This is a genomic window from Pseudoalteromonas sp. KG3 (genome assembly GCF_030436385.1).
In the GTDB taxonomy this organism is placed as follows: domain Bacteria; phylum Pseudomonadota; class Gammaproteobacteria; order Enterobacterales; family Alteromonadaceae; genus Pseudoalteromonas; species Pseudoalteromonas prydzensis.
Map to the genome: position 1 here is coordinate 15,897 of NZ_CP098523.1, position 20,718 is coordinate 36,614.

21 protein-coding genes are annotated in these 20,718 nt (G+C 41.5%); 11 read left to right on the top strand and 10 right to left on the bottom strand.

Features of this window, described 5'->3' with window-relative positions:
- Positions 1-28 precede the first annotated feature (28 nt).
- Positions 29-1,786, top strand: coding sequence for a DEAD/DEAH box helicase (locus tag NDQ71_RS00080; protein ID WP_301562000.1), 1,758 nt, complete (start codon positions 29-31; stop codon positions 1,784-1,786).
- A 30-nt stretch (positions 1,787-1,816) separates the two neighbouring features.
- Here the strand turns inward: NDQ71_RS00080 and NDQ71_RS00085 are convergent, their stop codons facing one another.
- Positions 1,817-2,152 (bottom strand): ribonuclease E inhibitor RraB, encoded by a 336-nt coding sequence (locus tag NDQ71_RS00085; RefSeq protein WP_064668359.1) that lies wholly within the window; start codon positions 2,150-2,152, stop codon positions 1,817-1,819.
- Positions 2,153-2,357: 205 nt separating this feature from the next.
- On the opposite strand from NDQ71_RS00085, the gene NDQ71_RS00090 reads away from it, so the two are divergent.
- The 5 genes from NDQ71_RS00090 (at position 2,358) to NDQ71_RS00110 (ending at position 9,474) form a co-directional block, all read left to right on the top strand.
- Complete coding sequence (locus NDQ71_RS00090) at positions 2,358-4,043, top strand: autotransporter assembly complex family protein (RefSeq protein WP_301562690.1); 1,686 nt, start codon at positions 2,358-2,360, stop codon at positions 4,041-4,043.
- Positions 4,043-7,729, top strand: coding sequence for a translocation/assembly module TamB domain-containing protein (locus NDQ71_RS00095; RefSeq protein ID WP_301562001.1), 3,687 nt, complete (start codon positions 4,043-4,045; stop codon positions 7,727-7,729). The genes NDQ71_RS00090 and NDQ71_RS00095 overlap by 1 nt, the downstream gene beginning before the upstream one ends.
- A 13-nt stretch (positions 7,730-7,742) precedes the next feature.
- Complete coding sequence (locus NDQ71_RS00100; protein WP_192541592.1) at positions 7,743-8,393, top strand: hypothetical protein; 651 nt, start codon at positions 7,743-7,745, stop codon at positions 8,391-8,393.
- Positions 8,342-8,569 (top strand): hypothetical protein, encoded by a 228-nt coding sequence (locus tag NDQ71_RS00105; RefSeq protein WP_192541591.1) that lies wholly within the window; start codon positions 8,342-8,344, stop codon positions 8,567-8,569. Before NDQ71_RS00100 ends, NDQ71_RS00105 begins: the two co-directional genes overlap by 52 nt.
- Positions 8,570-8,649: 80 nt before the next feature.
- Positions 8,650-9,474 (top strand): peptidylprolyl isomerase, encoded by an 825-nt coding sequence (locus tag NDQ71_RS00110; protein WP_301562691.1) that lies wholly within the window; start codon positions 8,650-8,652, stop codon positions 9,472-9,474.
- Between the two features lie 43 nt (positions 9,475-9,517).
- Here the strand turns inward: NDQ71_RS00110 and queF are convergent, their stop codons facing one another.
- Positions 9,518-10,363 carry an NADPH-dependent 7-cyano-7-deazaguanine reductase QueF gene (gene queF / locus NDQ71_RS00115; protein ID WP_064668355.1) on the bottom strand — a complete coding sequence of 282 codons (846 nt, stop codon included), beginning with the start codon at positions 10,361-10,363 and terminating at the stop codon, positions 9,518-9,520.
- Positions 10,364-10,422: 59 nt separating this feature from the next.
- On the opposite strand from queF, the gene syd reads away from it, so the two are divergent.
- Positions 10,423-10,962 (top strand): SecY-interacting protein, encoded by a 540-nt coding sequence (gene syd / locus NDQ71_RS00120; protein ID WP_301562002.1) that lies wholly within the window; start codon positions 10,423-10,425, stop codon positions 10,960-10,962.
- Positions 10,963-10,968: 6 nt separating this feature from the next.
- Here the strand turns inward: syd and NDQ71_RS00125 are convergent, their stop codons facing one another.
- The 3 genes from NDQ71_RS00125 to NDQ71_RS00135 form a co-directional block, all read right to left on the bottom strand.
- A complete protein-coding gene (locus tag NDQ71_RS00125) occupies positions 10,969-11,742 on the bottom strand; it encodes a Zn-ribbon-containing protein (RefSeq protein ID WP_064668353.1) in 774 nt (257 codons plus the stop codon).
- Positions 11,743-11,751: 9 nt separating this feature from the next.
- Positions 11,752-12,021, bottom strand: coding sequence for a hypothetical protein (locus NDQ71_RS00130; RefSeq protein ID WP_192541587.1), 270 nt, complete (start codon positions 12,019-12,021; stop codon positions 11,752-11,754).
- An 89-nt stretch (positions 12,022-12,110) separates the two neighbouring features.
- Complete coding sequence (locus tag NDQ71_RS00135; protein WP_192541586.1) at positions 12,111-12,344, bottom strand: DUF2789 domain-containing protein; 234 nt, start codon at positions 12,342-12,344, stop codon at positions 12,111-12,113.
- 147 nt (positions 12,345-12,491) lie between these two features.
- Between NDQ71_RS00135 and NDQ71_RS00140 the strand changes: the two genes are divergently transcribed.
- Positions 12,492-13,133, top strand: coding sequence for a GNAT family N-acetyltransferase (locus NDQ71_RS00140; protein WP_192541585.1), 642 nt, complete (start codon positions 12,492-12,494; stop codon positions 13,131-13,133).
- Positions 13,134-13,815: 682 nt separating this feature from the next.
- Here the strand turns inward: NDQ71_RS00140 and NDQ71_RS00145 are convergent.
- The 3 genes from NDQ71_RS00145 to NDQ71_RS00155 form a co-directional block, all read right to left on the bottom strand.
- A complete protein-coding gene (locus NDQ71_RS00145) occupies positions 13,816-15,024 on the bottom strand; it encodes an IS256 family transposase (RefSeq protein ID WP_192543251.1) in 1,209 nt (402 codons plus the stop codon).
- 136 nt (positions 15,025-15,160) lie between these two features.
- Complete coding sequence (locus NDQ71_RS00150) at positions 15,161-15,460, bottom strand: DUF3301 domain-containing protein (protein ID WP_192543040.1); 300 nt, start codon at positions 15,458-15,460, stop codon at positions 15,161-15,163.
- Positions 15,461-16,489 carry a DUF3549 family protein gene (locus NDQ71_RS00155; RefSeq protein WP_192543041.1) on the bottom strand — a complete coding sequence of 343 codons (1,029 nt, stop codon included), beginning with the start codon at positions 16,487-16,489 and terminating at the stop codon, positions 15,461-15,463.
- A gap of 103 nt (positions 16,490-16,592) precedes the next feature.
- Here NDQ71_RS00155 and NDQ71_RS00160 point away from each other — a divergent pair, with 103 nt between their 5' ends.
- The 3 genes from NDQ71_RS00160 to NDQ71_RS00170 are packed head-to-tail and all read left to right on the top strand — an operon-like array spanning position 16,593 to position 18,119.
- Positions 16,593-16,913 carry a YqcC family protein gene (locus NDQ71_RS00160; protein ID WP_064668347.1) on the top strand — a complete coding sequence of 107 codons (321 nt, stop codon included), beginning with the start codon at positions 16,593-16,595 and terminating at the stop codon, positions 16,911-16,913.
- A complete protein-coding gene (truC, locus tag NDQ71_RS00165; protein WP_192543042.1) occupies positions 16,906-17,670 on the top strand; it encodes a tRNA pseudouridine(65) synthase TruC in 765 nt (254 codons plus the stop codon). Before NDQ71_RS00160 ends, truC begins: the two co-directional genes overlap by 8 nt.
- Positions 17,670-18,119: a flavodoxin gene (locus NDQ71_RS00170; RefSeq protein ID WP_064668345.1), complete on the top strand. Its 450-nt coding sequence runs from the start codon at positions 17,670-17,672 to the stop codon at positions 18,117-18,119. The genes truC and NDQ71_RS00170 overlap by 1 nt, the downstream gene beginning before the upstream one ends.
- Positions 18,120-18,170: 51 nt before the next feature.
- On the opposite strand, the gene NDQ71_RS00175 is transcribed toward NDQ71_RS00170, so the two are convergent.
- Both NDQ71_RS00175 and gloB read right to left on the bottom strand, forming a co-directional pair.
- Positions 18,171-19,757, bottom strand: coding sequence for a LysM peptidoglycan-binding domain-containing protein (locus NDQ71_RS00175; protein WP_301562003.1), 1,587 nt, complete (start codon positions 19,755-19,757; stop codon positions 18,171-18,173).
- A gap of 137 nt (positions 19,758-19,894) precedes the next feature.
- Positions 19,895-20,680 (bottom strand): hydroxyacylglutathione hydrolase, encoded by a 786-nt coding sequence (gloB, locus tag NDQ71_RS00180; RefSeq protein WP_301562004.1) that lies wholly within the window; start codon positions 20,678-20,680, stop codon positions 19,895-19,897.
- Between the last annotated feature and the right edge of the window lie 38 nt (positions 20,681-20,718).

The following is a 20,718-nucleotide window of genomic DNA, read 5'->3' on the forward strand; positions in this document are numbered from 1 at the left end:
CTTTGTTATTGCTCCTTAAGTTGCCACCATGACGTATGTATTACGCCCTTATCAACAAGAAGCGGTTGATCGCACCGTTGCTTATTTCCGTAAAACCTCAGAGCCTGCCTTAATCGTATTGCCTACCGGTGCAGGGAAAAGCGTAGTGATTGCTGAGTTGGCGCGCATTGCCAGACAAAAAATCTTAGTACTTGCCCACGTTAAAGAATTGGTTGAACAAAACGCCGAAAAATATAACAGCTTTGGTCTTGAAGCGAGTATTTTTTCTGCGGGTTTAAAACAGAAGTCGTTAGCGCATCAGGTTACTTTTGCTAGCATCCAATCGTTGTCACGAAATATCGATCAGCTGAATCAACACTATTCGCTAGTGATCATTGATGAGTGTCATCGTGTCAGTGGTGATAAAGATAGCCAATATGAGAAAGTGATTTTGGCACTAAAGGCCTATAGCCCCAAGTTAAAAGTGCTGGGGTTAACCGCTACACCGTATCGTATGGGAATAGGTTGGGTGTATCATCGTCATTACCATGGCTTTGTTCGCGGTGATAAACTCAGTCCATTTCAAGAGTGCATTTTTGAGCTACCACTGCGCTACATGATCAAACATCACTACCTGACACCGCCACGAGAAGTCGATGCCGCTATCAGTCACTATGATTTTTCGTCTTTACAAAGTGATTCATTTGGGCGCTATAGCAGCGATGATATGAACCAATTACTCGCAAAAAATAGCCGCGCGACCAAAGCTATTATGCAGCAAGTAATTGAATATAGTGAGCACCGGAAAGGGATCATGATTTTTGCTGCGACGGTGTTACATGCAGAAGAAGTGTTTGGCTATTTGCCCACTCAGCAAGCGGCTTTGATCACCGGCGACACACCGAATGCTGAACGCGACCAAATCATTTTGGCGTTTAAACAGCAGCGGATAAAATACCTTGTTAATGTCTCGGTACTGACGACTGGTTTTGACGCACCGCATGTTGATTTTATTGCGATTTTAAGGCCGACTGAATCCGTTAGCTTATATCAACAAATCGTTGGCCGAGGTTTACGTTTAAGCGAAGGGAAAACAGAATGTTTAGTCATTGATTATGCGGGTAATGGCTTTGACTTATTTTACCCTGAAGTAGGCAGCAAAAAAGGCGACAGTGATAATGAGCCAGTCCAAGTACCATGCCCAGGCTGCGGTTTTGCTAATATTTTTTGGGGAAAAACGGATAACCAAGGTAAGGTTGTTGAACATTTTGGGCGTCGTTGTAAAGGCTTGCTTGAAGATGAGGACGGCTTACAAGAGCAATGTGACTACCGATTTCGCTTTAAAGAGTGTGAAGCGTGTGGCGCAGAAAATGATATTGCTGCCCGTCAGTGCCAAGCGTGCCATGAGGTAATGGCTGATCCGGATGATAAGTTACGGGCGGCACTTAACTTAAAAGATGCGTTAGTTCTGCGTTGCAGCGGTTTAACTGTTGCAAGCCTTGCCAGCAATGAGCAGATAATAAAGATCACTTATTATGACGAAGATGGCGCTAGTTGTGATGAAGTGTATGACTTTGCAAAATCCGCGGCACGTTATGCGTTCAATAAGCAATTTGCCAAGCGCACTGCACAAGGACAAGCGCCAACAGCGTTTAAATCAGCACAGCAAGTGATTGCAGCGCAATTACAGCTGGTCGCGCCGGATTTTGTGATTGCCAGAAAAAGCAAAAAGTACGGTTGGAAGGTTGCGGATAAGCTGTTTGACTATCAAGGGAATTTCAGAAAGGCGAATCAGTTAAGTGGCTAATACAACTTAACTGATTTTATAAGTGTTGGACTAGTGTTGTTCGTCTTCCATTAATCCCCAGCCGTCACCATAACCATTGTAGCCATTAGCGATACTTTCTAAATATTGCTCAGTTTGCCCTAACAAGGTGTGATCAGGCACCATTTGTACCTGAGTAACGACTTCCCAAATACCGGTATCTTTGCATTGCACTAACTCTGTTGTAGGTGCAAGTTCATCTTCTATTATTACAGTGGCAAATTTTTCAGCTTCCACTTTTTGCTCAAATAAAATATAGAAATCAATTGTGTGCATCTGGGCTAAATCTATGCCTGCAGCAGCGATTTCAGCTAAAAGTTGGCCATTGTCATCATCAGGAAAGTGCATTAAAAAAACTCAATAAAATTATTTCAAATTAGTAATGGTTATTGTAACCAAAATTCAGCACATAAGCGTACTAATTTTCACATTTGAGTTACTGCGTGAAGCGGCGTCATTATGGTACTATTTCTTTCATTATCGATAAATCGTTTTTAAGTAAGGAAATTACTTGCCTAGCTGGATATTTATTCGCACTGCAGTTGGTTTATTTTTGTTGTTTTCATTCAATGTATTTGCGGCTGCGCAAGTTGTAAATAGCTATGAAATAAATGGTATTGAGGGCGATCTTGAAAAAAATGTGGCACTGTATTTAAAGCAATTAGAAGGTGAAAAAGCCACCAGTACGTTGTTAAGCCATGCAAAAAAACAAGTTGCCAGTAGTTTAAAAGCACTTGGTTATTATAAACCTGTTATTAAACTTAACTATGAAAATGAAACACAAGCGCTAATTGCAACAATTGACCGTGGGCCAGTGACACGTATTGCTGACATACGTATAACGGTAAATGGTGCAGGGAAAGATGACTTATTACTTAAGCAAACCATAAACAGCATTGCATTAAAGCAGGGTGATATTTTAAATCACAGCTATTACGATGGCGCACGTAAAAAAATTGAAGGGCAACTGCTTGAGTTAGGCTACTTTGATGTGAAGTGGCAAGCACGCCAGCTGGCTATTTCATTAAAAAATAACAGTGCAGAGGTTATTTTTACCCTTGATACTGGCGAACGTTATCAATTTGGTGATCTAGTATTAGGCGAGCAAACTAAAGCTGAAAAATATATTCGCTCTTTAGCCAAATTTAAACAAGGTGAAGCGTATAAAGCAACTTTAGTATCAGAGTATAATTTAGCGCTCTCTACTACACCGTATTTTGCTAGTGTCCGTGTCTATGCTGATATATCTAATCGCGCGGATCAACAAGTACCGATTAAAGTTGACGTGCTACACAAGCCCGCCAATAGTTATGAAGTGGGTGGTGGTTATAGTACTGATCTAGGACCTAAGGTTCGCTTTAAGTGGACTAAACCATGGATCACCGAAAACGGTCACTATCTTGAAAGTAATTTAAATGTTTCCCAGCGCCAGCAAGATATTTCCCTTGGTTACACTATCCCTGTTGACGATCCTAATGATGATTTATGGCGATTTTCAGGTGGTTACAAGCTCGAAGATGAATTAACTAACGATGTGTACAGTAAGATTTTAACAGGACAAATACAGCGACAATGGTTGACGGATGATGACTGGGTTCGTACTGCATTTTTGCGTCGCGATCGAGAGACTTACCGCATTGGTGATGAAGAACAAAGCTCGAAAATGTTAATGCCAGGGATCAGCTATGCAAAAAAAGAAACCGAAGGTGGCACAACACCGACATCGGGTTATCAGTGGTTGTTATCGGCAGAATTTGGTTTAAAGGATATGTTTTCCACGACTAACATTGTCAGAGTTCAGATCCAAAATGCCTGGCTGCAAACTTACCTTGATCGTCATTTATTGTTTTTAAAAGCTAATGCAGGTGCCATGTTAGTTGATGATATTAACAATGTGCCATTTTCACTGCGTTTTTATGCCGGTGGTGACCAAAGTGTGCGTGGTTTTGCTTATCAGTCTATTTCTCCTGAGGATGAAAAAGGGCGTTTGATCGGTGGTAAATATTTAATGACAGGTACGATTGAATATAATTACCAATTTGCAGAAAGTTGGCGAGCCGCTTTATTTGTTGACAGTGGGACCGCGACCAATGACTTTACAGATCGCGTTGAAGTGGGCGCCGGCTTTGGTATTCGCTATTTGACACCGGTAGGTCCTGTGCGAATTGATCATGCCTGGGGACTGACTAAAGAGAGTAAGAGTACGCGACTAAGTATTACAATAGGGCCTGAAATTTAATGTCAAACATGAAAAAAATTACCGCGGCGCTGACAGTTTTTTTTGCATCAATCTTGGTGTTAGTGTTTTGCGTGCTATTTACCGCACCGGGGAACCAGTTTATAGCTTATACGGCAAATAAACTGGTTGACGGTTTGCAGGTAACGATTAAAAACGGCCGGTTCTTATATAACGATTCATTTGATGTTGAGTTTCAACAAAATGGCCTTGATTTAAAAGCAAAAAATCTAAAAGTTGATTTGTTTTGGTGGGGGTGTAATGGTATTTGCATCGAAAATATCAGTGCGCAAAGCATTGCGCTGGTATTGCCAGAGTCAACACAAGCAGTGACAGAAGTTGAGCCGGAATCAGCAGAGCCTGTTGATACGGACGCGATTGAAGAAATTAGCTTGCCGCTGGCAATTTCAATTAAACGAATTGCAATCGCGTCGTTTGAACTTACCCATGCCAGTGCTGACGTTGCAGTGAAAAAGTTTGTTTTGTCAGCGTCTGCTGAACACTCACTGGTTACTTTAAGCTCATTAACCATTGCGCAGGTTGATGTGTTACTCAAAGAAACCCAAGCAGCTCCTGTTGAGCCGTTAACTGTGCTTGCAGCTTTGCCTGACATTCATTTTAGCTCGCCGCTTGCGGCAAAACTTGAACAACTATTGATCTCCAAAGTCACACTTGTACAAGCAGAGCAAAGCCACGAAATTACTGATATTAAAGGCTCGTTTGCGATAGAAAAAAGCGAACTTATGCTACCGGAATTTAGCGCTGATTATTTGCAATGGCATTTAGATACTCAGTTAAAAGCTAGTTTAGTGGGTGATACACCTATTAGTGCAACAATTGCTGTTAATAATCCTGAGCATCAACTAACCCTAAATGCAGCTGGTGACTTGTCTGATTTGCAATTAGATGTGGTAACCGAAGGGCAGTATCCACTGACGGCAAAAATAAATGCTGATTTAAAAACCACCAATTTCCCTTTCTCACTTAATGCCAATATTACCCAGTGGCAACTAGAGGTGGATAGTAATAATCTAAAAATTAGTGATGTGCGGTTAACTGGTGAGGGCAACGCCGATGATTATAAGCTGCAATTAGCAGCGCAAAGCCAATTAGCAGCTTATCCAAAAGTACAGTTACACTCTTCTTTCATCGGAGGGTTAACCAGTATCAATGTGGAAAACTTGTCGTTATTAGCAAACGAAAGTAAAGCCACGGTGACAGCCTCAGCGAGCTGGGTTGATGGTATCGAGAGTCAATTTTCAGGGCAACTAACTAATCTTAAAGCACAGTACTTAACTGACACTGTAACCAGTGATTTATCTGGTCAATTTAACGGGGTATTTAAAGCTCAACAGCAGCAGTGGCAATTGAAAATGACGGATACTCAACTTGGCGGTATGGTTGATGATATCCCATTTACCTTTGTTAGTGATTTTGATTTAAATAATTCATTGCATGCCAGTATTGATAAGTTTGAGCTTGTCAGTGGTGAAAATAAGCTTGCTTTGTCGGGTAATATTTCCGAGCAATGGAATATAAAAGGCTTGCTCCAATTAAATAAACCTGAGCAAAAAAAGCTGCCATTTACCGGGGTTGGTGACGGTAAGCTTGCTATATCAGGAGCGCGCTTAGAGCCTGTTGTTAATTTAGATGTTGATTTACGAGATTTAAGTTTTGCTGATATCACTATTGAAGATTTGACGTTAAAAACTGATTTTAATTATGCTGCTGATTGGCAAACTAACGTGAGTTTAAAAGTAACCGATGCAAGTGTCGCTGGGCAGCAGATCAACAGTTTTACTGTTACCGCAGCTGGAGATAAAACTGATCATCAACTACAACTTGATTTAGATGCGGTAGAAGGAAAAGCTCAGCTTGAGGTTGCAGGTAAATTTACTAACAAGGTGTGGCAAGGTAGCTTAAGCAATGTGCTGCTCAGCGATAACGTAATCGATTTCACGACAGACCCTGCTGTGGCAATTAAGTTTAATATTGATAATGGTGATTTCTCCGTACAGCAACATTGTTGGCAAAGTCAAAACAGTAAACTGTGTATCGACTTACTAAACCAAACCGCACAGCTTGGGCAGTTGAATGCTAAGTTAGATAATTTTGATTTAGCCGAAATTAAACATTTATTGCCAGATAACATTATTACCGAAGGTGGTTTTGCAGGACAGATCAAGGCAAATTGGCAAGCCAGTCAATTACAAAGTTTATCTGCAACACTCAACTCTCATGACTTGGCCGCAACACTTATTAATGAAGAAAAGCGTTATCGCTTACCGATAGAGACGTTTACTCTCAATGCCATCGCGGATCCGAAAGATGCTAACTTACAAGCTCGATTGAGCTCCACAGTGCTTGGTGATATCAATGCGGATGTCAACGCTGAAGATTTAACGGGTCAACAGTTACTCAGCGGTGAGTTGGTAATTGATAAAATTTTATTAACGGATTTGCAGCCTTTTATTGGTGCGCTTGAGCAATTAAAGGGCAGTCTTAGTGGTCAAATTGCTTTAGCAGGCACACTGAGTGCGCCTTTGCTTAATGGTGAGCTGGAAGTTATTGATGTGAACTTACAAGGCGAGCAGCTACCCGTTGCGATTGTCGATTCAAATATCAGTATTACATTTGATAAAACTAAAGCCACCCTTGATGGTAAGTTAAACGATGCACAAGGGGGTAAGTTAGCATTAGTAGGTGATGTGGACTGGCAAGGTGCACAGCCCGCGGTGAATTTAGCTGTGCTTGGTGAGCAATTTTATGTTCGTGCCCAGCAAGGTGTGACATTTAAAATATCACCGGATTTAAAAATTAGCTTGGTCGATAATGCCTTTAAACTAGCTGGGCAAGCTGTGGTGCCGTATGGCAGAATTGTAATTGAAGAGCTGCCGGAGGGGGCAGTGCAAGTGAGTGACGATGAAATTATTATCGACAAACAAGCAAAGCAAACTCAAGCGGTACCGTTCGATTACGATATTAACCTTAAACTGATTGTTGAAAATGATGTGCGCATTGATTCCTTTGGTCTGGAATCGAAAATTGAGGGTGATTTAGCCATCAAAATGGATCAGCAAACGCCGATGATCACAACCGGTGAGTTAAACTTACGTGAAGGAACATATCGTGCTTTTGGACAAGATTTACTTATCCGCACTGGGCAGATTGGTTTCAGCGGCCCAATCGATAAACCATTTCTAAATATTAAAGCGATACGTAACCCAGATAATACTGCGAATGATGTGATTGCAGGGATCACCTTAACAGGAAACATTGAGCAACCGGTGTTGAAAGTGTTTTCGGAGCCAGCGATGGATCAAGCGCAATCATTAGCGTATTTATTAAATGGTCAGCCTTTAGATGAAGGTGACAGTTCAACAGATGCCATGCTAACGCAGTTATTACTCGCACAAGGGGTGAGTCGCAGTGAAGGAGTGGTGTCAAAAGTGGGCGAAACCTTTGGTTTATCGGATGTCAGTTTGAGTTCAAAAGGCAGCGGGGATGAAACCAAGGTAGAAATCTCTGGTTATGTAGCACCTGGTATTCAAGTTAAATACAGCGTGGGTATTTTTGATTCGTTGAGTGAAGTAGCTGTGCGTTACCAACTACTGTCACAGCTTTATATTGAAATTACCAGTGGCTTATATCAGAACGTTGATATACTTTATAAGTTTGATATAGATTAAGGGCTGATATACGTTGAAAAAACTGCTACTCGCCTGCTTGCTGATCTCTTTTAGTGGTTTGGCGAGTACACCATTAACGGTTCGCTACTCTGCTGGTGGCCATGCTTATCCAGCTGAGTTACTCACGCTGATACTTAGTAAATCTGCTATTACTATGGTGCCCAGTGAAGTACCCGATATTCCTTCGCAAAGCAGGGCTATAAGGTTACTAGGTGAGAAAAATGGCATCGATGTGTTTTGGGGAGCCACGAGTTCTGAATGGGAAAACCAGGCTAAAGCAGTTTTGATCCCCATAGATAGAGGTTTATTGGGTTATCGCATCCCTGTGGTGCATATTAGCCACAAAGACATGTTTGCAGAAGTCACTCATGCAAGACAACTTATTCCCTTTGTATTTGGTTTACGGGAAGATTGGCCGGACACGGCTATTTTTAAACGTAATGAGTTAGATACGCTAATGTATGGCACGGGTGCTGAACCCATCGAAATGCTTCGCTCTGGACGCATTGACGCGCTGCCATACGATATCTTTGATTTACCCAAAAACCATGGTGATGATATTATTCACGAGCCGCATATTGCTATTCGCTATCCATCAGCAGTCTATTTTTTGTGGCGAATGACAATCAAGCATTACACAAACTACTCAATGATGGTCTATTAGCAGCGATTGCTGATGGCTCTTTTGACACGTTATTCTTCAAATATTTTGCTGCCGTTATTGCACAAGCTGATTTAAAAAATCGCCGTATTATTGAACTGACGAATCCCTTACTACCACGCAGTGCGCCAATTCATCAACCGCAGTTTTGGCTTGATAAAAACAGCTTAACCAAATAATCTAGCGCCATAACAATAATTATAGGTGCAACATGTTTAAAAAATTATGCTTTATTGGTGGTACGTTATTAGCGAGCCAAATGAGTATGGCACAAGCTGATACTCAGCCCACGGCGGCGCAAATTATTAATCAAGCAACGCAGCAGCAATGGCGATTAGTGGATGCTGACAATATTATCAAAATTACCCTGCCAACCGGTGCCGCTTATATTGAACTTAACCCGCTGCTTGCACCAAAACACACGCAAAATATCAAACAGCTCGCCCGTGAAGGCTTTTATAAAAATTTAAATGTTTATCGCTTTGTGGAAGGTTTTGTAGCGCAAGGTGGCGATGAAAGTGGTAAAAAACCAGTCAAAAGTGCTGTTAAAGCGATACCGGCCGAGTTTTATTTAACAACTTCAAGCCCTGTTAATATTACCGAACTTGATCATAATGATGGCTATGCGCCAATTACCGGATTTTTGAATGGCTTTGCTGTGGCGCAAAACGATGCGCAAACACAAACGTGGCAAGTGCATTGTAATGGGATATTTGCAATGGCACGGGATAACGATATTAACAGTGGTGGCACTGAGTTTTATGTCACAATAGGGCAAGGCCCGCGTTATTTGGATCGTAATATTACCGTGTTTGGCCGTGTGCTGGAGGGGATGGAGCATTTTAATCGTTTATCTCGTACGAGCACTAAAAACACTGTTTTTAATCCTATTACAGATCTACAAGTGTTAGCTGATATTAGTCAGCAAGATAACAGCCAGTTTAAAGTTATGCGTACTGATTCCAACGCATTTTTAGCCTTGATCAAAGCACGACAAAATCGCTCAGAAGCATGGTTTGTCGAAACGCCTAATTATGTTGATGTGTGCGGTATGCCTATACCGACGAAAAGAGTTGAACGTTAACGAGCTAACAATACACCCCCGAGCTGGCTCGGGGATTTGGAAATTACTGGCGGTTTATTTTCACCTTGAATGGTGTTTTATCCTGATCCGTTGAACGGTACGGGTTGATGTCGAGTCCGCCACGGCGGGTGTAACGGGCGTACACTTCCAGCTTTTGTAAATTCAATTGCGTCATTAAGTCACAATAAATACGCTCTACGCATTGCTCATGAAATTCATTATGAGTACGAAATGAAATTAAATAACGCAGCAATGATTCGTGACATATTTGCTCACCAGTATAACGAATAATAATGCTTGCCCAATCAGGCTGCGAGGTGATCAAGCAGTTGGATTTTAATAAATGACTGTGCAGCGTTTCGGTGATCACTTCGCTGCCTGATGCTTTTAAGCTATGAGCGCCAAGTTGGTAGTCAGTTACTTCAATGTCTAACTCATCAATGCACACACCTGGCAAAGGAGTACAAGGCAAGCAGTTATAATCTGTCGGGCTGTATAAAGTGACGGTAATAGGCATTGCTACTGCGCTTGATAAGTCAGCGGTTAAAATGGCGGCAACATCATCAACGGAATCAAAACGAGTCTGATTAAAGCTATTTAAGTACAGTTTGAACGACTTAGATTCAATAATATGGCTGCTCTGACAAGGAAATTCAAAACTTGCTACAGCAACTACGGGCTTACCTTTTGCGTTTAACCACGAAAGCTCGTAACCAGTCCAAATATCTTGGCCTTTAAAAGGCAGGGCGTTTTCATCAATGCTTAAATCGTCGCGGTTAAGTTTTCGGGCGATTGGAAACAGTAGGCTAGGTGTATACGTATCAACATACTCAGTTGATTGACCAAGCACACTGCCTTTTAATTCTGGTGCGTTGCTGTAATCTGTCATGTTAGGTCTTTTGTAGTTACAATAGCGCTATTATACCTAAAGCTTATGAGTTTCACAGCATGACTATTGTTACCCAGTTAGAACAACTCCATCAACGCTTTGCTAGTAAGCAACAAGCGCAAACAGGCAAATTACCTCAGATTGCACATGACAGTGATTGGCCAAGCCCGTGTGAAGTTGGCAACCCCGATGATCAAGGATTGATCCAATGGCAAGCGGTTGCTCGCACTCCAGGTGGCTCTTTAACTGATTTAGCTAAGGCGTTAGAGGTTGAGTTTCCAAAGGCGCTGCAACAGTACTATGGCGCGTTTTTCGGCGGCTGTATTATTGCTAATATTGACGGGCATGACGTGGAGCTATTACAGGCGTGGAGCGATGATGATTTTGATTTACTGCAGCAAAATATAACCGGTCATGTTTTGATGAAGCGCAAACTAAAACAACCGCCAACTGTATTTATTGGTTTAACTGAGCAAGAAGATTTATTGGTTTCGGTGTTATTAGAAACAGGGGAAGTGTGTTTAGAGTATGTAGGTAAAAAACCTCATCATGTGCTTAGCGCTGATCTTAGCTCTTTTATAACAGCACTGACAGTGTAAGTGTTGTTACTGAAAATCCCACGATATATTCGACACTAAGCCACATGGCTCACAGCGAAAATCAAATAACCCAAACCATGATTCAGGTAACTTCCAGTCGCCATTACAGCTTGGACACTTTCGTTCGCGTTCTGAGTTTTTGTCTTTGCCGCCCACCCGATACAAATAATAATACACAGGCTTTTTAGTCAAAAAGCTCACTCGTTTGGCAATATCTTTACCACGGCGTGAAAGATCGCTATCAAGGTTTGATATTTCATCTAAAGCGGGAAATTCACATCGTGTAGCGCCATTAATTTGAATTTGATCACACGCTTGCCAATCTTCTTGCCACTTTATTAGGGTTTTATAATCACCATTGGCAATCGCAGGAATGCGAAATAACGGCACTGGTAAAAAGTCATCACCACAATACAATGGACTACATGTATGAACATACGTGGTATATAAAATATAACTCGATGGTTCATGGCACTGATCAGCGCCATTAGAGTGGATATCTTGACCAATCACTTTGATTTTAGGGGCCAGCAACCCGGCATCATGAAGTTTATCAATACTGTGTTTAACAAACGGGCTGTTGTTAAGTGGGTGCATTGCATCATCGGTCGGGCACATAACGCGGGTAACGAAGTAGCCATCTTTTAGCACAGTTGGAAATTCTTCACCCATTATTTGGCCGTTAAAGCGCAATGCATTCACTAAGCGATTTATTGCTTGCTCGGCATTTTCAAGGGTCGTATCTTGGTAACAATCAAACGTTAAATCAACAACAAACATGTAAAGTCTCTAGTTTTTATTCTCGAGTAGGGCAAGTAAGCGATCAAGCTTTTGCTCAATACGATCAAGTTGGCTTTCGTCATTGCTAGCCTCTATTACAACATTGGCTGATTTTGCCAAGTTATGAATAGAATCTGGGTTATTTTTATATTGGCTTACGGCTGCAATAATAACAGGTAACGGGATCGGTTGTGTTAGTTTACTTTTAGTTAAAGCGACAGTAGGGGTTTTGCCTTCGTCAAGAAGGGCTTTGATTGCATCAAAAACAACGGCATTCATTCTATTTTTAAACTCTTTAAAGTAAGGCGCAACACGCAGATGTGCTGCGCCGGGTATAATAACAGGTGGTTGGCTATAGCCAAGTACTTTTACTGCTGACGTAAACGTACATCTAGTTCGTCAATCACTTCACTCCAATCGCCGTCTTCTGCTAATGACTCTGCAATAAAGTGGCGTTGTGCTTGATCCCAAAATGGCGCGTCTTGCAACAAGGTGGTGTCAGGTAATGAATGAGCAGCAATGAAAGTATCAATTTCACTCTCTGAACTTGCTAAGCCCAGTTGTTTGAAAAGTGTATTGATATTGTGTTTAGTGGTATCCATGTCATGCTCCTTTGTGATAACTGAAAAACAGTAATAGAACTTTATGATGGGTTGTTAGAGTTTAACACCCGCTGAATTTGCCTTTTAATGCAGATAGGAATATACCTATAGCTGTTGCTACAGAAAAAATCAAAATAAGGACGAATCATGACCGTAGAGACTGAAAATGAAACATTACGTGTGCAGTATATAGCCGCAGAAGATATCAGTATCGCAGCGAGTTTAATTTACCAAGCCTATCATGATGATCCGCTCTTACAGCCTTTGCTAAACTACAGTGAATCAAATAAAGCCAGCTATGAAAAAAAACTACGTGCTTTGATCCGCGAAGAGCTCAACACATTTTGGCAAGAAAAACAGCCATTAATTGGTTTATATAAACAAGATAGGTTAAAAGCCGTCGCGTGTGTGTTTGAATCAGATAGTCAATTACAAGCTCAGCGTTATTGGCATTGGCGTTTAAAACTAATGCTAAGCGCAGGCTATTTACAAACCAATCAATTGATTGAAAAAGAACAAACGATCCGCAATGCGCTCAGCAGCCAAGGTAATTATTACTTTTTAGCATTTATTGCCGTTGATCCGCATTTTCATGGCCAAGGTATTGGTCGCTACTTATTACGCGGCTTAAATGATTTAGTGCAAAGTAATGATAGTGCTTCAGGCATGGCGGTTTTTGTTACCCAAGATAAACACACTGCATTTTTTGCCAGTGAAGGGTTTACGTCTTTACAGCACCTTACGTTTAATAATGTACAAGGTGAACTGCTGTTTAAATCAGCTGAATGACATTGATAAGGTATAAAACGCCATTATGGAAATATCACTGTGAGAGATATCTTACATCATCGTGCGCTTTAGCCGTTTATTCCTCTATAATTAGTGCTGTTAAGTGATTAAGTTATTGTTTTGTATTGACTATTTTGTTTTTTGCAAAATTATGACATGAAAATTATTATTATTTGTAACTATCGCTAACTCCACTTTGCTTTAAACTTTACTTTGTCAAGACGACACAGACTCAATGAATGAGCTGCTGCCAAGGAAATGGATTATGGCAATTAAGCATGAAGCTTAGCAGGAAGCAAACGGACAAGTTAACACGGATGCAAGGACGAACAAGGATACCGCCAGGACGCGGCACATTAGCGGAGCTAATGATAAGGACAACTCAAAGGATTATATTACAGGAAGTAATAGGAGCGGTTGGAACCGCGGGACGGCCAGGCTGGCAAGAGGATAACACTAGGACGTGTAGGATATTGCATAGATGCAATGTGAGGGTGTATTTGGATATATACCCGTTCAGGGGATAGATAAAAATGGTAGCTTCGGCGTAGGTATGGATGCCTTATTATGGACGAAGTCAGGTTGGGGCGTAACTATATGTTACGCCTTAGTTTTTTAAGTTGACTTATAAAAGCCTTGCGCGAGCCTGTAACGGATTCTGTGTAACTGCCCGTTTTACATTTTAAATATGCTTGCTGAGTCGTTCCTCAAATTCAATGATAAAACGACTCATTGCATTTCGCCAGTCACGAATTGGCATCGTCCATTTTTTCGATGCCTCTTTTATTGCCAAATAAATCATTTTTCTCGCAGAGTCGTCATTTGGAAATATCTTACGCTTTTTAATCGCTCGGCGAATAACGCTGTTGAGTGACTCAATGGCATTCGTTGTATAAATGGCTTTTCGTATTGCATCCGGATAATTAAATAACGTGTTTAAATTGTCCCAATTCGCACGCCATGACTTTGCTATTTGAGGATATTGATTGTCCCATTTCTCTGCAAATCGCTCCAACTCCAGCAACGCCTCCTCTTCTGTCGACGAGCGGTAAATCAGCTTCAAATCAGCCGTCACGGCTTTATAATCTTTCCATGAGACATATTTCAATGAGTTGCGAACCATATGCACTATACACAATTGAACATGAGTTTGCGGGTAAGCAGTATTAATTGCATCAGGAAATCCCTTCAGGCCATCTACGCACGCGATTAAGATATCTTCAACGCCCCGTTGGCTTAATTCGGTGAGCACGCTCAACCAAAACTTAGCCCCTTCATTTTCTGAAATCCACATGCCAAGCAATTCTTTATGGCCGTCAATATTAATACCTAAAGCAAGGTAAATAGACTTTTTGATAACGCGCTTATCTTGGCGTATTTTTACAACCAGGCAATCCAAATAAACAATAGGATAAATCGCATCCAGGGGGCGAGATTGCCATTCAGTGACCTGCTCCATAACAGCACTGGTAACACGTGACACCAATGTGGGAGAGATATCAGCGCCATACCACTCATGAAAAGCATTCACGATATCGCGTGTGCTCATTCCTTGGGCATACAGCCATAAAATTTTATTATCCATTGAGGTGAATCGAGATTGATGCTTTTTAACAAGCTGCGGCTCAAAAGAGCCTTCACGGTCGCGGGGCGTATCAAGCTCAAACTCACCGTCTTCTGTCTTGATACGCTTACTTGTTTTACCGTTTCGGCTATTACTGCTCGTGGATTTACTGTGTTTTTGATAGCCTAAATGTTCATCCATTTCTGCATTAAGTGCGGCTTCAACGGTTATCTTTTTTAACATCTGACTAAATTGATTTAAATCGTCAGGTGTTTTAATGCTTTTAGCTGCTTCTTTTGCAAACGCTTCAAGTTCTTCTTTATTCATGTTCATCGCCTAATCCTTAAACTCTTGATAGAGTAAATTATGATAGGCATTTACACAAAATTAGTTACATCCTCCCTTGCGCACAACTATTTCTAACTTTCTAACTTTCTAACTTTCTAACTTTCTAACTTTCTAACTAGATCTTATGCGGTGGCACCACCACACTTTTAAGCATTTCATTTTCCATCAACAGCACACCTTGATAAACACTTTCACCATCACTAGAAAACTCAAAAATAAATTCACTTTTAATACCTGGTTTGCCGCTTTTCAATAAGCCAAAGCGGCGTTTAATGCAGGCGACACTCATTAACTGTACTTGCAGTTGCTCACTTTGTCGTTTGGCATGCGCATTGGCAGCCTCAGCCACTTTACGATTAAGCCAAAATAGATAAATAACCGCACCAATGATAATGAATGTCCATAAACTTGCCATTTACGAGAATAACCTTCCAATTGCACGAGCGAGGGTTTCGCTGCGATTTTTTTTACGTAACAAACCTAATAAGTGCGGGCGAATATTGGGTATTGCAACTAAATCCGCGAAAATACTTGGAAAAAGTTCTTCAATTTGTTGCTGGTGGGCGCAGTTATCCATAAAAATATGTAACCGTTCAGGGGCGCTCAGTAAATTAAAGCAGCGACCTGCTATGGTTTGCAGAACATCTGACTCACAGGCAATATCTGAGTGCAAAATGGTATCCACTAATTGTGCTGTTAGTGTCTGCGCTTGCGCTTTAGACATTGCTCGCAAGGCGCAGCACAGTGCTAATGTATCTTTTTGTGTAATGGCTTGTTGAGCATAACTTAGCAGTTGCTCGCTTAATGATGGGGGGATTTCAACATGTTCAAGCATAGCACTGAGCGGCTGTAATACCTCTGCTGGCAGCTGCTGCCAAGCATTTTGTAATGCGGCTAAGTTTTTATCATCATCTAAACGCAAAGCAAAATCAGCAATGCCTTGCACCGCAACACTTTGCCAATTATCAAACCCGAGTTTGCCACTAAAATACAATTGGCTGTATTCGTAATATTGTGATGCAGGTTGTTTTAACAGCACTTTTAATTGTGCGTTAAAGGCGGCTAATTTATTGGCATTGGGGGTAAAAACGTAAGGGTTGTTATCAAGTTTACCGTCGGCTTGGCTGCCGGTTAAGTCATTACCAATCGCTTCAATCACCATATTGGCAAAATGGTCGCGGCTTGCACAAACCAACTTACTTTGCTCGTCAACTGGAAACTTTAAAAACCATACATAGGGTTCACTACTGGCTTTGCTATCCCAAAATTGAATGGCTAACCAAGCATGGCCAGCTAAAGGAAAAGGGTAGGGGATTTGCGCCTGCTCAATGGCCAGAAACTGCTTCTTATCTAGCTTGGTTATATGTCTGCCAATATCAAAAACGCGCCATGTGGTGCCTGCGCCATCAAGTAATTGCCCTAAAGTTGCGATTTGCTCGGTCATAATGATCCACTGATTTTTACTGCAAAATTCTGCAAATTATACGTCATAGCAGGCCATGTGGGAACAGGGTATAATCACGCAATGATAATCAAAGAGGGCGGTTATGTACCAACAGACCCAAGCGTATTTAACGCAACTAATAGCCTTATTAAAGCAGCACCAATTGTGGCAAGATGAGCCGATAGACCCAAGCGCGTTAAATTCAACAGTGCCTTTTTGCCACGACACCATGGCGTTTGAGCAATGGCTGCAATTTGTATTTATTGAAAAAATGCAGTTATTGATCAGTGAAGTTCACCCGTTACCCAGTAATTTTGCTATCGCGCCAATGGCTGAACTGATGCTCGCGCAAAAACCGGGTGGTATAGCAATTACGCAACTGCTGGCCCAGCTTGATCAATTATTAGGAAGTAATAATGAATGAACGCCTAGCCCCCGTTGAGTTTGGTGAGCTTGAAATTTTGTATCGTGATGAAAACTATATTGCCATTAATAAACCGTCTGGTTTGTTAGTGCATCGCTCATTTTTAGACAAACACGAAACGCAATTTGCGATGCAGATGCTACGCGATCAAATTGGCCAACATGTGTTTCCTGTTCATCGTTTAGACAGGCCTACTTCGGGCGTCTTGCTGTTTGCATTAAGCTCTGATGCTGCACGCGATATCAATCAGTTATTTATTGATAATCAAATTACTAAACGTTATTTAGCGTTAGTGCGTGGCTTTGCCCCAGAGTCGGTATATTTAGACAAGCCATTAAAAGAAGAGCTGGATAAAATAGCAGATAAATTTGCAGCACAAGATAAAGCCGCGCAAGAAGCGCAAACTCAATTTAATTGTTTGCATCAGGCAACCTTGCCAATAGCAATTGGTAAATACCCGACAGTACGGTATTCCTTGGTTGAGTGTTTTCCTAAAACGGGGCGCAAGCATCAAATCCGCCGTCATTTAAAACACTTATCTTTACCGATCATTGGTGATGTAAATCATGGTGACAACCAACATAATCAGTTTTTTAGGGATCATTTTGCACTGCGTCGATTAATGTTATTTGCAACTGAGCTTAACTTTGTGCACCCTTATACTCAGCAACTAATAAAAATTAAAGCGCCACTGGGCGAGGCAATGCTGAACATTTGTACTCAACTAGGCTGGCCCAATCAAGAAAAGGATTATTAATGGCAACTATAAGTGTCTTTGTCGGCAGTGTGTACGGTGGCGCCGAGCGCCTAAGTGATGAGGTTATTGAGGCGATTGAGCAAGCAGGCCATCAGGTTAAGCTGATAAGCTCTCCAACCATTGACGATATAAAATCGGCCAGTCACATTTTAGTGATCACCTCTACCACTGGTCAGGGTGACATTCCTGATAATTTAGCGCCGTTTTACGCCCAGCTTAATAGTCAATTTCCTATGCTGACAGGTAAGCCTTACGGAATTATTGCGATGGGTGACAGAAGCTACGGTGATACCTTTTGTGGTGCAGGGCGCAGTTTTGATGAATTGTTTCGTGACTTACAAGCCAAACCCGTTGGTCATCGCTTAGAAATTGATGCGTGCGAAGATTTTGAACCTTGGCCTGTTACTGAGCCATGGTTAAAGCAGTGGCTTGCTAAAATTCCAGAGTAAAGGCAATAAAAAAGAGCGTGTTCGCTCTTTTTTATTGTCTGCACGATTTGTTTAGGTGCTTTTTACATCCACTTTAAGTTTTAACTTTTGCCCCGGCTGTAGATATTTTTGCCCAGCAAGGTTATTCCACTTAATAATGTCGTTAACGCTTAAGTTAAACTTATCGGCGATACGTGCCAACGAGTCACCGCGGCGCACTTTATAGGTAATAGTACGATTGCTGCTGATCAAAGCGGTTTGCGTATTACTTGATGTTTTATAAACAGTTAACTTTTGACCTAAACGTAATACGCTGTTCTTTTTAAGCTTGTTCCATTTTGCCAGTTCATTAATGGTAACATCATACTCTCGACTAATATCCCAAAGGGTATCACCACTTTTAACCGTGTGAGAGAGCTTCTTTTGGCTGTTTTTATTGGCTGCTAAGCGCACTTGTTCAGGTAAATGTGCGCTATTAATTGCTCCATCACTCAATGGCACCAATAATTGCTGACCTACCCGAATGGTATTTGATTTGAGCTTGTTTAGTGATTTGATAGCACTGGTACTGGTTGCAAACTTTTTCGCAATCACAGAGAGGCTATCACCGTTGGCGACAATATATTGTTGCCAACGTAAGCGATCTTTAAGTGCCGTTTTTGCTAATAACTGCTGAAACTGTTCAACTTTATCAGTGGGTAATAATAAAAAGTGTGGACCATTTGGATCCGTTGCCCAGCGATTAAACCCAGGGTTTAAGCGATACAGTTCTGTTAAGCTGATATCGGCCATTTGAGCCGCTAACGCCAGATCAATTTGAGAGCCAATATCAACTGCTTCGACAACTTGTGCATTGATGATTGGGTTCCAGTTTAGGCCAAATTCATCAGCGCGTTTTAATAAGTCAGACAGTGCAAGTAGTTTTGGTACATAAGCGGTGGTTTCGCTTGGTAAATCAAGCGACCAAAAATCGGTCGGTAAATGTTTTTTGCGATTCTTTTTTATCGCGCGTAACAAACGACCTTCACCTGAATTATACGCGGCAATCGCATTCAGCCAGTCACCATCTAAGGTTTTGTGCAAATAAGATAGGTAATCAAGCGCGGCTCGAGTTGATTGCACAATGTCACGACGACCGTCGTACCACCAGTTTTGTTTTAAATCAAAACGCTCACCGGTTTGCGGCATAAATTGCCAAATACCCGATGCACTGCGGTTTGAATAACCGAATGGGTCAAAGGCACTTTCTACAATCGGCAGTAATGCAATCTCGATCGGCATGTTGCGCTTTTCAACTTCTTCTACAATAAAATGCAGGTAAGGCTCAGCACGTTTTGAAATACGATCAAGGTAAGCTTGGTGCTTTGCATAATAATTACGCTCGGTAACCACAGGGCGGTTTTGCGGCACTTCTATTGATAATTGGTAACGAATGCGCTCCCAGACATCATCAAAAACCGGTGGCGCTGCATCTACATCATTCAATTGATGGTATTGCGCATTGATCATTAATGCTTCGCTAATATCGTTCGGGCTTGCGCCTTCAAGTTGCGGTTGCGTTGCTTGATTGGCAATTGCGTCATCAGACGATGTTGATGTCAATGTTTGACAACCACTTAGCACTAACGCCAAGGCTAAAACGAGGGGGGATTTATTCATAAATACCAATACATCAGGTAAAAAACTCGGCGAATATTACCCGTAATGAGCTAACATTGCCACTTTTTGACCATTTAAAAACTGCAACAACTGACTGATTAGCCTGATAATAGGTTGATTATTATCAGGTAATATTTTTAAAAGTGGTCTTTCCAGGTTCTAAGACCTGCAAAGTTTTGCCAAGGTTCATTATTTTGTAATATGTTTTTTGTAAACGGATTATATTGCTTAGGTAAGTTGTCTGTTATGCCTGCAATATCACTGCGCATAAACGGGTTAATTTTTAGTTCTAACGCGAGCGTGCTTGGTAAGGTAATTTGCTTATTGTTGCGTTTTGTATCCACCCATTGCGCGTACTCAATTAAATCGCGGTTGCTAGGTTCAACTGCCAACGCAAAGGCTAAATTGGCTTGTGTATATTCATGGGTACAATAAATTTTGCACGTTGAGGGTAATTTTTTTAATTTATCAAAAGAGTACTGCATTTGCTCCGCAGTCCCTTCAAATAAACGCCCGCAGCCACCGCTAAATAAAGTATCGCCAGTGAAAGCAAGCGCAGGATTGGTATAACAAATATGATCTAGGGTGTGCCCTGGAGTGGTAATAATCGTAAACTCAGTATTCAGTACCGTGATTTTATCACCGTCATTTAGTGCTTTGGTGATCCCTTTAAATGGGCTATTAGCTGGGCCGTAGACGTCAATACCGGCAAACTCTTCTCGCAAGGTATTTACGCCATCCGTATGGTCATAATGATGGTGGGTAATTAAAATCCCCGCAAGGGTTAAGCCTGCCTCAACTAAATAGTTGAGTACAGGCTCTGCTTGGCCAGGGTCGACTACCCAAGCCGCAGTGCTTCCAGGCTCGTTGAGGCACCAAATATAATTATCTGAAAAGGCTTTAATTGCTTTGACTTGCACCATGCGACTTTGCTCTATAAAGTGACGATATTACACAGTAT